Source organism: Paenibacillus sp. FSL H8-0332, from assembly GCF_037963835.1.
Classification (GTDB): domain Bacteria; phylum Bacillota; class Bacilli; order Paenibacillales; family Paenibacillaceae; genus Paenibacillus_AQ; species Paenibacillus_AQ rhizoplanae.
On the sequence record NZ_CP150145.1, the window covers coordinates 1852728 to 1867391 of the forward strand.

The 14664-nt window shown below is 53.4% G+C and carries 10 protein-coding genes; all 10 read left to right on the forward strand.

The window, feature by feature from the left end:
* Window positions 1–56: 56 nt before the first annotated feature.
* The 10 genes from NST43_RS07980 to NST43_RS08025 all read left to right on the forward strand — a co-directional run bounded on the left by NST43_RS07980 (window position 57) and on the right by NST43_RS08025 (window position 14491).
* Complete coding sequence (locus NST43_RS07980; protein ID WP_209993466.1) at window positions 57–716, forward strand: class I SAM-dependent methyltransferase; 660 nt, start codon at window positions 57–59, stop codon at window positions 714–716.
* Window positions 717–796: 80 nt separating this feature from the next.
* Window positions 797–1261 (forward strand): YfbM family protein, encoded by a 465-nt coding sequence (locus tag NST43_RS07985; protein ID WP_339223606.1) that lies wholly within the window; start codon window positions 797–799, stop codon window positions 1259–1261.
* Between the two features lie 69 nt (window positions 1262–1330).
* Entirely contained in the window at window positions 1331–2335 is a 1005-nt protein-coding gene (locus NST43_RS07990; protein WP_339223608.1) for a CapA family protein, read from the forward strand.
* A gap of 224 nt (window positions 2336–2559) precedes the next feature.
* Window positions 2560–4926 carry a beta-galactosidase GalA gene (gene galA / locus NST43_RS07995; protein ID WP_339223610.1) on the forward strand — a complete coding sequence of 789 codons (2367 nt, stop codon included), beginning with the start codon at window positions 2560–2562 and terminating at the stop codon, window positions 4924–4926.
* A 39-nt stretch (window positions 4927–4965) separates the two neighbouring features.
* A complete protein-coding gene (locus NST43_RS08000; protein WP_339223612.1) occupies window positions 4966–6687 on the forward strand; it encodes a sensor histidine kinase in 1722 nt (573 codons plus the stop codon).
* 69 nt (window positions 6688–6756) lie between these two features.
* Window positions 6757–8316, forward strand: coding sequence for a response regulator (locus tag NST43_RS08005; protein WP_339223614.1), 1560 nt, complete (start codon window positions 6757–6759; stop codon window positions 8314–8316).
* 193 nt (window positions 8317–8509) lie between these two features.
* Window positions 8510–9436 carry an ABC transporter permease subunit gene (locus NST43_RS08010; protein WP_036721498.1) on the forward strand — a complete coding sequence of 309 codons (927 nt, stop codon included), beginning with the start codon at window positions 8510–8512 and terminating at the stop codon, window positions 9434–9436.
* 19 nt (window positions 9437–9455) lie between these two features.
* Window positions 9456–10385, forward strand: a complete 930-nt coding sequence (locus NST43_RS08015) for a carbohydrate ABC transporter permease (RefSeq protein WP_209993461.1) — start codon at window positions 9456–9458, stop codon at window positions 10383–10385.
* Between the two features lie 67 nt (window positions 10386–10452).
* On the forward strand, window positions 10453–12027 hold the full coding sequence (locus NST43_RS08020; RefSeq protein ID WP_209993460.1) for a DUF3502 domain-containing protein: 1575 nt from the start codon (window positions 10453–10455) through the stop codon (window positions 12025–12027).
* Window positions 12028–12136: 109 nt separating this feature from the next.
* A complete protein-coding gene (locus NST43_RS08025) occupies window positions 12137–14491 on the forward strand; it encodes a beta-galactosidase (protein WP_339223618.1) in 2355 nt (784 codons plus the stop codon).
* The last annotated feature ends 173 nt before the right edge of the window (window positions 14492–14664 follow it).

Below are 14664 nucleotides of genomic sequence, written 5' to 3' on the forward strand. Positions count from 1 at the left end.
GGATTCGTGAATATACTCTGACTACCGAAATCCCCACGAGTAAAGGAGTCCTGGCCATGCCGACACATCCTTACGTCTCCCGTTTTTTTGTGAATACCGATGCACGCCGTGACAAGCTGATTTATGATTTGCCGGAAGCCTGGTGGAGCCGTCCGTATGAATACGAATGGTGTACCCATTTCATCTCACCGCATGATGTGGTATTGGATGCAGCCTGCGGAATCTCTCACCCGCTCAAATTCTATCTTGCTGAGCATAGCGCTGAGGTCTATGCCTGTGATAAGGATGCCCGGATTCTGTCGCATGAAGCGATTATGCAGAATATCACCGAGGATATCGGAGCAGCGGCAGCCCGGCAGGTGGAGGCGGGACCGATGAATAGACTGCATCTAGCCCAGGCAGATCTGACCTCGCTGCCTTATGAGGATGAGTGTTTCGATACGGTTTTTTGTATCTCGGTGCTGGAGCATCTGTCGGTACAGGAAACGGTGCTGGCCGTCCGCGAGTTTCATAGAACGCTCAATGGAGAAGGGCTGCTGGTGCTGACCTTTGATCATCCGACCGTCAATCTGCCGCGGATGAATGAGATTCTGCTGCAGGCCGGATTTCAATATTGGGGCGAGACGGATTTCAATCTTCCGGCAGATGCCGTGCGTACAGACCAGTGGGGCGGCTTGAGCTGCTTCCGGGCAGTGCTTAAAAAAGCGCAAATCTAGCAAAGTTCACCCATCATTTGGTTGTTTCCTTCCAGTGTAGTAGAATAGCGTCAAGACATAAGAAAGAAGGAGACAATCTCATGGGGATGATCGGCAATTATCTGGCTGTAAATGCTGAGCTGCTTCAGTCGATCCGGAATGAAGAAGTGAGCCTGCACGGGATCGGGCCGAAGCTTGATATTGATAAGTCCTGGCAAGCTCTACATTATACACTGAATGGCGGACAGGAAGGCAATCAGTCGCCTCTGGGCGCGGCTGTGCCTCTAAGCAGTCATTATATCGGGCACTATTCGGATGCCGAGGTGTTTGCCCTGGAACCGGATGAGGTGAAGCTAACCGCAGAGGCCCTGGAGGGAATAGAAGAAGCCTGGCTCCGGGAACACTATGATTTCCGGCAGATGATGGAGGAAGGAATCTACCCGCTTATCGAGGATGATGAGGCGGAGGAGTTCTTTGATTATATCTTAACTTACTTCAAGGCCATCCGGGAGTTCTACCAGCAGGCAAGCGCGAATGCATCCTGCGTTCTGTTCTATATTTCCTAGTCACAGTCATCATTAGATCACATTAGAAAAAGGAGCTAGAGAACTTTGCGCAGATATGCTGTTATATTCATGATTCTGCTCTTGCTGGTCCCGGCTGCGGGTGTAAGCGCCCAAGGGGCTGCTTCGCAGGAGGAGATTCGCCTTACGTTTGCCGGGGATATTCTGCTGGACGGCTTTGTCGGCGACCAGATTGCCAAGTATGGCGTAGATTTCCCGTTCGCTAAGGTAGCACCTGTGCTGCAGAAGGCCGATCTTGCTTTTGCCAATCTGGAGACTCCGGTCTCGGTGCGCGGGGCTGCGGCCAGCAAGACATTCGCCTTCCGCTCCAAGCCGGCGGCACTCGCGGGATTAAGTACAGCGGGGATCGACGGCGTGACCGTCGCCAATAATCATATTCTCGATTACGGCAGAACCGCGATGCTGGACACGCTGGTCCATCTGGATAAGAACAACATTGGGCACACCGGTGCAGGTGCTAATATCGATGAAGCCTTCAAACCGTATGTTAAGACCGTCAAGGGCAAGCGGATCGCGGTTCTTGGAACAAGCCGTGTACTGTCTGCCCCCTCCTGGTATGCAGGCAAGAACAGCCCGGGTGCAGCCTCCGCCTATACGGCAGAGCCGCTGCTGAGTGCGATTAAGAAGTCTGCCAAGGATAATGATTATACGGTTGTATATATTCACTGGAATCAGGAATTCAAGGATTACCCGGAGGCGTATGCGCGGAAGCTGGCCAAGCAGATGATCGACAGCGGAGCGGATATCATCCTTGGCGCGCACAGTCATTGTCTGATGGGTATTGAATATTACAAGCATAAGCCGATCTATTATTCACTGGGCAATTTTGTGTTCAACCGTTCTACACGGGGCGGAGACAAGACCCTGCATTCCATGCTGGTTAACTTCACCATCAACCCTTCTGGGGTAACCAGCAGTATCACTCCGGTCAAAATCATTGGCGGCCAGCCGAATTTCATGGGGGAAGCCTACAATAAAGAGACCATCCAGAAGCTGAACCAGCTCTCCTTCAATGCGAAGGTTGCAGCGGGCGGGGCAGTCAGCGAGAAGCAGTGAAATAAGCCGTATGAAGCCGCCTGTAGGAAATAGTTCGTACGAAGTCATGTCTTACAAGCCCGGGGAGCTGCTTCCTAATCCTCCCTGGGCTATTTGGCATGTTCCCGGTATTATTCATTTTGTGCTATTCATTCTTAGCATTGTGCTAACCGCGCGGTGTGAATCTACACTACAATATGAATATTAGTTCTGCCAAGGAGGATGACACATAAGTGGGAACGGAAATGGCAAGAAGCAAAGTGAATTTTGACAGGGACTGGGGCTTTTATCAAGGGGAGCTTCATATTCCTTATGCAGTTAAGGGTGGAATGACCGGCGGGATTACAGATACGGACACTCTTAGGGAGGGGGAGTGGCTGGATATCGCTTACCATGATAAAGGAATGAGTGAGCAGCAGCTGGAATGGACGGAAGTTAGCCTGCCGCATGACTGGTGTGTGGAGCAGGAGTATGTCCGGGATGAGGGATTAGGCTCAAGGGACGGCAGCCATGGATATCTGCCCGGCGGGACGGGCTTCTACCGCAAAACCTTCGCGCTTCCGGCAGATGCTGACGGGTCCAAGTGGAATATCCGCTTCGACGGGGTATCAGGCACAAGCACAGTCTGGGTCAACGGGCATCTGATCGGCTCGCATCAGGGCGGTTATATCGGGTACAGTTATGATCTGACAGATGTGCTCCGCTATGGTGAGGAGGGCATGAATGTCATACTCGTCAAGGTGGATGCTACAGAATGTGAGGGCTGGTGGTATGAAGGCTGCGGCATTTACCGGCATGTCTGGCTGGAGTCCACGGACTGCCTGCATGTGGCTGAATACGGCACTTACATTACGACACCGGAGGTGGCAAAAGAACAGGCATCCGTTCATCTCTCTACCCGTATCCGCAATGATTATACCGAAGGAAAGCAGATATCTCTGCACACGGTTATCTATGATGCGGATGGAATACAGGTCGGTGAGGGGACGGCGGAGGCTTATGCAGACTGGTATGCGGAAGTAGAGCTGGAGCAGAGCTTCTGCGTGGAGCAGCCGAATCTCTGGAGCCCTGAATCTCCTTATCTGTATAAGGCGGAGTCGGTCATTAGGGTTGCCGGACAAAAGCTTGACCGGTATGAGACCGTGTTCGGCATCCGCAGCATCCGTTTCGACTCCAAGGAAGGGTTCTTCCTGAACGGGGAACCGCTGCTGATCAAGGGGACCTGCAATCACCAGGATTTCGCCGGGGTCGGCGTAGCGCTGCCTGATAGCCTCATTGAATATAAGCTGAAGCTGCTGCAGGAGATGGGCTCCAATGCCTACCGCAGCGCGCATCATCCGCCAACGCCTGAACTGCTGGATATCTGTGACCGGATTGGCATGCTGGTGATGGATGAGAACCGTAAGCTGGACAGCAGCCCGAACGGCCTGAGCCAGCTGTCGCGGATGCTCTACCGTGACCGCAACCATCCGTGCGTAATCATCTGGAGCCTGGAGAACGAAGAGGTGCTTGAAGGCACCTTGACGGGCGCCCGGGTACTGAAGACACTGGCAGACTGGACGCGCCGTATTGATCCGACCCGTCCGACTTGTGCAGCGATGAACCATGGCTGGCATGAGAATGGCTATAATGACGCTGTCGAGATTACAGGTTATAATTACGGGCACAGACAAGACGTAAGCATTGACCTCCATGATCATGAGCGATACCCGGACCGCCTAATGATCGGCAGTGAATGTGCCAGTTATACCGCTACGCGGGGCATCTATGAGGATGATCCGGTCAAGGGCTATTGCTCTGAATACGGCACGAACATTCCTTCATGGGGCTGTACCCCGCAGCAGGCATGGAGCGATCTGGTGCAGTACCGCTTCCTGACCGGCGTGTTCATGTGGACAGGCTTCGATTACCGGGGAGAGCCAACTCCCCATCTCTGGCCGTGCATCAATTCGCATTTCGGGCTGATGGACACCTGCGGCTTCCCGAAGGACAGCTACTACTATATGCAGTCTGTCTGGAGGGAGGAGCCGATGGTCCATGTGCTTCCGCACTGGAACTGGCCCGGTTCTGAGGGCAAGCCGGTGGAGGTGCGGGTGTTCGCAAATACCGATACCGTTGAGCTGAGTCTGAACGGCAGAAGTCTGGGTGAGCAGCAGGTGGATACGAACGGGTATTTGTCGTGGGAGGTTCTCTATGAACCCGGTGAGCTGCAAGCCGCCGGCAAACGGGGCGGCCATGTTATCGCCGAGAAGACTGTGGTCACCGCCGGTCAGCCGTACCAGATCGCCTTGTTCCCGGACCGGCTGGAGGCGCAGGCGGACGGCTCGGATACGATTCCGGTTCGCGTAGCCGTGCTGGACAAGCAGGGCTACGTTGTTCCGGCGGCGGATCACGAGATCCGCTTTGAAGTGACGGGAGCGGGGGCGCTGCTCGGGGTTGGCAACGGCAATCCAAGCAGCCATGAGCCGGATAAGTCGGTGCTGCGGCGTGCTTTTAACGGATGGTGTCTGGCGCTGATTCAGACTTCTGCCGCAGCGGGCGCCATTCAGGTTCGGGCTGTAGCTCCAGGGCTTGCGTCTGCGGAAGTGGTGCTGCAGTCCGTTTCGGAATAGAATAGCTATAACGAATTCCATGCAGAGGATGTCCAGCGAATGATGCCCAAGCTTAAGAAGTACATGCCGTTCACCTATAAAATGATGATTCCTTATCTGCTGCTGGTTCTCCTCACGGATGTGTTCATCGGCTATATCTCGTATTCCATGCTGACTGATTCCCGGACAGAGATGGCCGAGTCCAACATCCGCACAGGCATGGAGCAGTCGAGGAACAATATCCGCTATCAGATGGATGAAATTCAGCGGATGTCGGACAACCTGTTCGGCAGCCAGCCGTTCCAGCGTGCGCTTGAGATGAAGGGGACACCGTTTGAGATTTATCTGACGATGCTTGACCAAATTGTCCCCCAGATTACCGCGCCGCTGCAGCTGTTCGGGAATAAGATCCGCTTCATACTCTACACCCCGAACCCTGATCTGAACATTGTGTCCGGGGATAATCTGGATGATCCGATCATTGTCAGTGACTACTATATTCTGCCCCTGGACGATATTACAGGCAGCGGGTGGTACCGGTCGCTGAAGGATTCCAAGCGTGATAATTTGTGGCTGCAGATTGATACAGACCAGAAGCTGGGCAACCTCTCACATGTACGCAGACTCGTCAACTTCAGTGATTACAAGTCGCTGATCGGTTATGTGCGGATTACGGTATCGCTGGAGGACCTGTTCGGCGGCTTCGATACCTTCCCGCTGGAGGAAGGCATTACGCTGCGGCTGGTGGAGGAGACTACGGGGGATATTCTATTCCAGCGGGGTCCTGCCAATAATAGCAGCGGACAGGAGAATTTCCTCAGGCTGCAGGAACAGATTCCGGGCAGTAACTTCATAATTGAAGCGATGGTACCGCATAAATATCTGACCCAGGATGCCGGCCGGCTGCGCAGGGTGATTATTGCTGTCTGTAGTCTTAGCTTCCTGGTCATGACTTTGATCGGTTATGTGGTGGCACGGATATCGGGACGCAAAATGAGCCGGATCGTAGGCCTGGTGCGCTCCTTCCAGGACGGGAACTTCCAGAAGCGTATCCGCTTCTCCGGCAATGATGAATTCGTGCAGATCGCGGATTCCTTCAATGATATGGCCTCCAATATCCAGGGGCTGATCAACAGCGTGTACGTGCAGGGAATTCAGAAGAAGCAGGCGGAGCTGGAGGCCCTGCAGGCACAGATCAATCCGCATTTTCTATATAATACGCTCTCTACGATCAGCAGCCTGGCTAATCTCGGGGAGATCGGCAAAGTCACGGAGATGGTCCAGGGGTTGTCCCGGTTCTACCGGCTGACGCTCAATCAGGGCAATGTCTATATTGAACTGGAGAAGGAGCTAGACCAGGTGGCTACGTACTTGGAGATCCAGCGGGTCAAATATGCGGACGCCTTCACGCTGCACGTGGATGTGGACGAGGAGATCATGCATATGCAGGTGATTAAGCTTCTGCTGCAGCCTTTTGTGGAGAATATATTCAAGCACGCCTGGTTCGGTGAGACCATTGCCATCCGGCTGACCGGCAAGCGTGTGGGGGACAATATTGAACTCAAGGTAATTGATAACGGGATTGGCATGCGTCCCGAGGTGGTCAAGCGTATGATGCAGGGGCCGAGCCAGTCGGGCGGTTACGGTGTGAAAAATGTGAATGAGCGGATCAAGCTCAGATACGGTGATGCGTACGGGGTGACGATTGCCAGCTTCTACGGTGGCGGTACAACCGTGCGGCTGCTGCTCCCTGCCGGGCTTCAGGGTCACGAGGAGCTGTAAGACAGGCGCCATAATTCGAATGGCTGAGCGTCATAGGGTCATGTACACATACAGGAGGACAAGATTGCGATGAGTATCAATGTATTACTGGTTGACGATGAAGCGATCGATCTGGAGTGGCTGCGGCGCAGAGTGCTGGCCAGCCCGCTGGATCTGGCAGTGGTAGGGACGGCGAACAGCGGCTTCAATGCGCTTAAGATCATGGAACAGGAACGGGTGGATATCATCCTGTCCGATATACGGATGCCTATTATGACGGGTACAGAATTCGCGCGGCGGGCTAAGGTCATTCATCCGAAGGTCAAAATTGTCTTCATCAGCGGCCACGAGGATTTCAGCTATGCCAAGGAAGCGATTGAGATCAATGCCTCCGGCTATTTATTGAAACCTGTGGAAGACAAGGATCTCTACGACATGCTGGAATCCCTGTCTGCCGCTCTGGAGCAGGAACGGGAACAGAGCCGATCCTTCACCGAAGCGCTATCCCTGGTGAATAAGGAGCTGATTCTGCGCTGGTTCGAGGATACATCGCCTGAACCGGCAGAGCCGCATCTGCGCAGCGCCCTGAATCCGCTGCTCATGAAGGGAGCGGCCGCAGCGATTATCGAGATCGATGATCTGGAATGGAAAATGCGCGACCTGTCCGAGGAGGATGCACGTGTCAAGACGCGGCAGATGGCCGGACTGATCAGAGCCTTCGTGGAGAGCACCAAGCTGGGAACCCTGATTCCCGTCCATCATCACCGGTTCGTGATTCTGTGCAGCCATCCCTCGGATAGCTTCCTCAGTCTGCTGGATGAGCTGATTAAACAGATGGCCGGGAGCTCTCCCTGCACCTTAACCATCGGGGTCGGGCGTTACGCCCAGGATGAAGCGGGGCTGCATGAATCTTACCAGCAGGCAACGGCCGCACTCAGCGCGAAGTGGCTGCTCGGGAAGAACCGGCTGATCCGTGATAACCTGGAGTCTTCCCCGCGCGGTACGCCGGGGGCCCGGATCGAACAGACGGTTGTGCAGCTGCTGGAAGCGATCATCCAGTACGATCTGGTGGCGATTGACGATCATCTGCTGGAGCTGTTCACGAATGCCGGCAAGAAGGACGTCTATGAGCTGATTATCCGTATTACCTCCAAGCTGCATGCTGATCTTCAGCAGCAGAATGAGAATCTGTATGAGCTGCTCCAGTGGGAGTCCCATCAGCCGGACATCCTGTTCCAGTTCGAGACGATTCATGATATTCTGTCGTGGATGAGACGGAGATTCTTCGAGCTGTCGGAGCTGCTGTACGTGAAGCGGCAGCGGCAGAAGCGCAAGCTGATCGACGAGATTATGAATTATGTGGAGGAGAATCTGGAGAAGAAGATCACGCTGAAGGAGGTAGCCGCCCACTTCGACTTCACCCCGAACTACCTGGGCTTCTTGTTCAAGGAAGAATACGGTGTTCCCTTCAGCGAGTACGTCAACGAGCGCAAGACGGGCAGAGTGTTCGAGCTGCTAAGTGATCCGACGCTTAAGATCTATGAGATTGCCGAACGGATGGGCTATAAGAATATTATCTATTTCAACCGGCAGTTCAAGCAGATCACAGGCATGACACCGGGGGAATACCGCAAGAAACAGAAAATCTAAGTTGAAGATTACCAAACGTTGCCAGTCCTGATTTCCAAATCAGAGGCAACGTTTTTTGTGTTTTTGGAAAGCATATATTTTAAACCGATCGTTGAAAAAGTATTACTTTTAGTTGATAGCCCTAATCCACACCGGAAGAACGCTTATTTATAATAAGGCTATAGAGAAATGGGAATGGGAAAGGGGATTCAAGATGAAACAGAAACAACACGGATTCTGGGACGATGTCAAGAAATACAGATCCTTGCTTCTTATGCTGACACCGGCTGTATTGTTCTTTCTGCTCTTTGCTTATCTGCCTATGTCGGGTATTGTGCTGGCATTTAAGCAATTTGATTATACTGGCGGGGTATTCGGCAGTCCGTGGAACGGACTGGATAACTTCAAATTCTTCATTGATTCCGGTGACGCCTGGCGCGTAACCCGAAATACAGCGTTATATAACATCGCATTCATCGTTGTGAACAACGGGCTTCAGATCTTTGCAGCGATCCTGCTGTTCGAGGTAGCGGGCAAATGGTTCCGCAAGCTGACCCAAACGGTATTGTTCCTGCCTTATTTCATTTCCTGGGTTGTAGTTGGAGCCATTGCGTACAACCTGTTCAACTTCGATGTAGGTACCGTTAACGTATTGCTGAAGGGACTCGGTATGCAGCCGGTGGATATCTATAATACGGCAGCCTACTGGCCGTTTATCCTGGTCATTGTCTCCGCCTGGAAGACACTGGGCTACGGAACGATCATGTATCTGGCCGCGATTACCAGCATTGACACCGAGATGTACGAAGCCGCCGAAATTGACGGCGCGAATATTTTCCAGCGCATTATGAAAATTACGATTCCGAACCTGATGCCGACTGTCATCATTCTGGTGCTGCTGGCGATCGGTAATATCTTCCGCGGAGACTTCGGGATGTTCTACAATATGGTCGGCAACAACGGCCTGCTGTTCTCATCCACAGACGTAATCGACACCTTCGTCTTCCGCTCGCTGACCACATCCAATGAAATCGGGATGTCTGCGGCAGCCGGCTTCTACCAATCCCTGCTCGGCTTCGCAACCATCATGCTGGCCAACTATGCTGTACGCCGATACGACAAGGATCGCGCTCTATTCTAGGACAAGGAGGTAATGCCCAATGAGTTCAACCACTGCAAATATTAAATCACCGGAAGTACGCAGAAAGCCTGAGGGCCGGGACAAGATGCTACTATCCATCATCGGATACGTAACCCTTACGGTACTGGCCATCTTCTGTATCTTCCCGTTCATTCTGGTTATCTCTTCCTCTCTGAGTGAAGAGAGCGCGATTATCGAGAAAGGGTTCCAGATCTTCCCGACTGCCTTCTCGACAGAAGCGTACAGCCTGCTGTTCAAGTATCCGGCTGAGATGCTCAGAGCCTATGGGGTGACGATCTCCGTTACGGCCATCGGTACTATTGTCGGATTGTTCCTGACGTCAATGACAGCCTACGTGCTGTCCCGGAGAGATTTCAAATGGCGCAGCCGCTTCTCCTTCTTCTTCTTCTTCACTACATTGTTCAGCGGCGGTCTGGTTCCATGGTACCTGATGATCATCAACTATCTGCATCTGAAGGATACGCTTCTGGTACTGATCCTGCCGATGATGATGAACGTCTTCTATATTATTGTCATGAAGTCCTTCATGAGCAGCATCCCGGATGCCATTACAGAATCCGCCAAAATAGACGGAGCCGGCGATTTCCGGATCTTCATGCAGCTGATTGTGCCGTTGTCCAAGCCCGCCCTGGCGACCATTGGTCTGTTCATTGCCTTGGCTTACTGGAACGACTGGTACAACGCATTGCTCTTCATCTCCAAGTCGGAGCTGATGCCGCTGCAGTATTATCTCTACAAAATGTTAGGCAATATGGATGGAATGCGTAAGGCGATGATGGCTTCCGGTGCGGTGGTCAACACGGACCTGCCAACCGAAAGTCTGAAGATGGCCATGACGATTGTGGCTACGGGACCGATCCTGCTGGCGTATCCGTTCATCCAGAAATATTTTGTAACAGGACTTACGATTGGTGCAGTCAAAGGATGATCACAGGGTAACCTGGTTATCAATATAAGACTTAGGGCAACTATTACTTAAGGGGGAAATACAGGTCATGATGAACAAGAAAAAGAAACTAACAGTTACGCTTGCAACGATGATGGCGCTTGGAACGGTCCTCAGTGCCTGCGGCGGCAATAATAACGCAAATACAGGAGCGGAGGCCACTAAGGCTCCGGCGACATCGGAAGGAGCAACAAATTCCGGTGCTCCGGACACCTCCAAAGAAGTGAAGCTCAAAATGATTCTGCTCGGGCCACAGCCTGGCGATTATGACAAGGTCTTCGGAGAGCTGAACACCAAGCTCAAAGAGAAAATCAATGCCACAGTAGAAACTGAATTCCTCGATTGGTCCGACTGGACCCAGAAATATCCGCTGAAATTCGCAGCGAACGAAGACTTCGATCTCGTATATACAGCGAACTGGGCCTTCTATAACGATCAGGCGCTGAAAGGCGGATTCCTGGAGCTAACAGATGATATGCTGACCAAATACATGCCACAGACCTGGGAAGCGATGCCGAAAGTGAACTGGCAGCAAGCCAAGGTGGACGGCAAGCTCTACATGGTTCCTAATAACAATGTTGAAGTAACCGACAAAGTGGTGCTGTACCGTGAGGATCTGCGCAAAAAACACAATCTGCCTGAAATCAACAGTGCTGAATCATATGCTACTTATCTGAAGGCCATTGCCAAAGATGAGAAAGGCATCACCGCATTCGGTGCCAAGCCTGCAGACGGCTGGAAATTCCATGAGCTGGATCAGACGCTGCTGGAGCAGAACAACAACTTCAACCTGGTAGATGCAAGCCTGCTTCCGCTGGCGTACAAGCTGGATGATGCATCCGGTAAAGTCTTCAATATCTATGACACACCTGAATTCACTTCCCTGCTTCAATATTACAAAGACCTGGCCGATAACGGCGCGTGGTCCAAGAACGTAGTCAGCAACAAAAACGATGTATGGCAGGATGTGAAAGCAGGCAAGGTATCCTCCTATGCGCACAATCTGGGTACTGTAGCGGCTAACCTGGCTGAAATGCGCCGTGACAAACCGGATGTAGAGCTGGGCATTGCTGACCTTACCCCGGACAAAAAGAAAATTGCTGCGATCTCTACACAGAACGGGATGTCCGTCCATGCGACCTCTAAGAACCCAGAGCGCGCCCTGATGCTGCTCGATCTGCTGCAGAATGACAAGGAAATTCACGACTTGACTATGTACGGTATCGCCGGAAGCAACTACAATCCGGAAGGCGACAAGAAGTTCACCGCCGGTCCTGCTGCCGCTAACTACACTGGCTTCTCGAACTGGGGCTGGAACTCCCCGCTGAACCGTCAGGATGCAGCGTATCCTAAAGAAGCGGACGATATGTTCAACACTTGGCAGTCCAGCATCTATCACTTCCCGCTGGAAACCTTCGTCTTCGACACTACGCCAGTGAAGAACGAAGTGGCTAACATCGGCAACGTGATGTTGCGTTATGCGATTCCGCTTGAGTATGGCTTGATCGATGATCTGGCTAAAGGTCAGGCAGACCTGATCAAGCAGCTGAAATCAGCAGGTCTGGATAAAGTACAGACTGAAATGCAGACACAGATCGATGCGTTCCTCGCAGCGCAGAAATAACAGAATAAGCTTACGGGCTGCCCCAAAGCATTAGCTTTGGGGCAGTTTTTATGAAATTATAGGTATAGGTTGTACACGGATCATACATTAGGGCAAAGGAGCGATTCTCATGAAATATACGATACAGGCTGGAGTGTCTCCCAAAAAAATCTACCCGTCCACACTGCGGCTGGGCGGGAGCAACCCCCAAGGGGACGAGCTCAGCTTCACCAATTATTATATGGAGCTGAACGGCAAGCCCTACTTCGCCATCTGCGGGGAATTCCATTATTCACGGTATCCCGAAGCGGACTGGGAGAGCGAGATCCGCAAGCTGAAGCTGTCGGGAATTAACGTGGTTGCGACTTATATTTTCTGGAATCATCATGAAGAGCTGGAAGGGGAGTTCGAATGGGCGGGCAACCGCAACCTCCGGCGATTCGTGGAGCTGTGCCGGGAGAATGGCCTATACGTCATCCTGCGTGTGGGTCCGTTCTGTCATGGCGAGGTCAAGAACGGCGGACTGCCGGACTGGCTGTTCGGGCGTGAATTCGCGGTTCGCTCCAATGACGAGGGCTACCTGAAGTATGTGAACCGACTGTTCCGGGAAATCGGCAATCAGTCTGATGGGCAGATGTTCAAGGATGGCGGCCCGGTGATCGGGATTCAGCTGGAGAATGAGCTGAATGCTGCGGCCGCTCTCTGGGAAGAGACCGCCAAGCAGGGTGACGAATATCTCAGCGGCGGCGCAAGCGGGGAAGCCGGATCGGAGCATATGCGTCTGCTTAAGAAGGTTGCGGTGGATTCCGGTCTGATCGCTCCGATCTATACCAGCACCGGCTGGGGCGAGGCGCCGTTCCTGGAGGATGAGGTGCTTCCGCTGTATGGCGGGTATGCATATACTCCGTGGAGCATCAGTGATCCGAATCAGGTCCAGAAGCCAACGCCGGAATATGTATTCGTGAACTTCCATGATGACAAGGCGCCGGGCGGCGAATTCAATCCGCCGTATGCGCGGACGAAATACCCGTTCGCCTGCTGTGAGATGGGCGGCGGGATGCAGACCTGGTATCTGTCCCGGTTCCAGGTGGAGCCGGAAAGTGTAATTGCCATGACCTTAATGAAGCTTGCCGGGGGCTGCAACTTCATCGGGTATTATATGTTCCACGGCGGAACGAATCCGGTGGGAAGAACGGGATACCTGAACGAGAGCACCACCCCGAAGCTGACCTATGACTTCCAGGCGCCGATTGGCGAATTCGGCCAAATTCGCGAGTCGAATCATCTGCTTCGTCCGCTTCATTATTTCCTGCGCCGGTTCGCAGACCGGCTTGCACCGCTGGCAACTGTGCTTCCCGAGGGGGCAGAAGCAGTTACGCCGGAGGATGCGCATACGCTGCGTTATGCAGTCCGCACGGACGGCAAGTCCGGGTTCCTGTTCGTCAATAATTATCAGGACCATGTGGAGATGGATACGCATGAGGAGGTTGTGTTTACGGTAGAGCTGGGAGAGGAGACGCTAAGCTTCCCGCAGCGGAGTAAGCTGACGGTTCAGCCCAAGGCTTCCTTCCTGCTGCCGTTCAACTTCGCACTGGATGGTCTGAATCTTAAGTCTGCTACAGCCCAGCCTGTAACGGTTGTCGAAAGCGAGGAAGCGGCTACCTACTTCTTCTCCATGCCAGAGGGGGTAGACGGTGAGTTCCAGATCGACGCGGCTGCTGGCATTCTTGATGTGACTGCGGATGCCGGGGACGTAGCAGAGAATGGCGGCTACAATGTGCTGATTCCGCATGACCAATCTTCGATGATTGTGATCCGGCGGGACGAAGCCAGAGAAGTCCGCATCTATGCAATGAGCGCTCGTGAAGCTGCGGCTCTGTGGGAGCTTGAGGAGAACGGTCAGAACCGCATCATCTTCTCACCGGCTCCTCCTGTTCAGACCCCGGACGGGATGGAATTCATCAGCCCGGGACATCATGCGTTCACATTCCGCGAATACACGGGTGGAGCTGAGGCGGCAACGCAGTGGAATACAGCGCAGGCGGATGCAACGGTCAGCGCACATACAGGAGGCTGGTTCCAGGCTTATGAGGTACAGGTACCGCAGAAGGAAGTCGCGGTTACGCTGCGCCGGATTCAGGACCACAAGGTTGTCCTCCAGTTGCCCGAGGATGTCCTCGAGAGCACGGAAGAAGTACTGCTGAGCATCGACTATACCGGAAATGTAGGCTATGCCTTCGCTGCCGGACAACTGTTCCACGACCATTTCTATAACGGCTTGCCGTGGGAAATCGGCCTGTCCCGGTTCCGGGAGGTGCTGCGCCGGGGTGAGATTGTGCTGGAGACCACGCCGCGCCGCACCGGTGCCGTCAAGCTGGCCGACGATGCCGCCATGGCCGTGGAGAAGGTATTCGAGGGCGAAGCCGTTGCCGTGTTCCATAGTGTGACCGCTACGAAGGTGTACCGGATCGCGCTTAGACGGTAAAGAAACGACTTCAACGTCCCTGTGGCCCATCCGCCCCGTGGACCATCGCCCCCTCTTTACCTTCGCTGGGAGGCTGGTGCGGTACTTCGCGGTTCTATGCGGACTGGGAGGCCCTTATAGTCCTGAAAGGGCTGGATTCGCCGAACTTGCGGACTCAGTGGACCTTAAGCTGC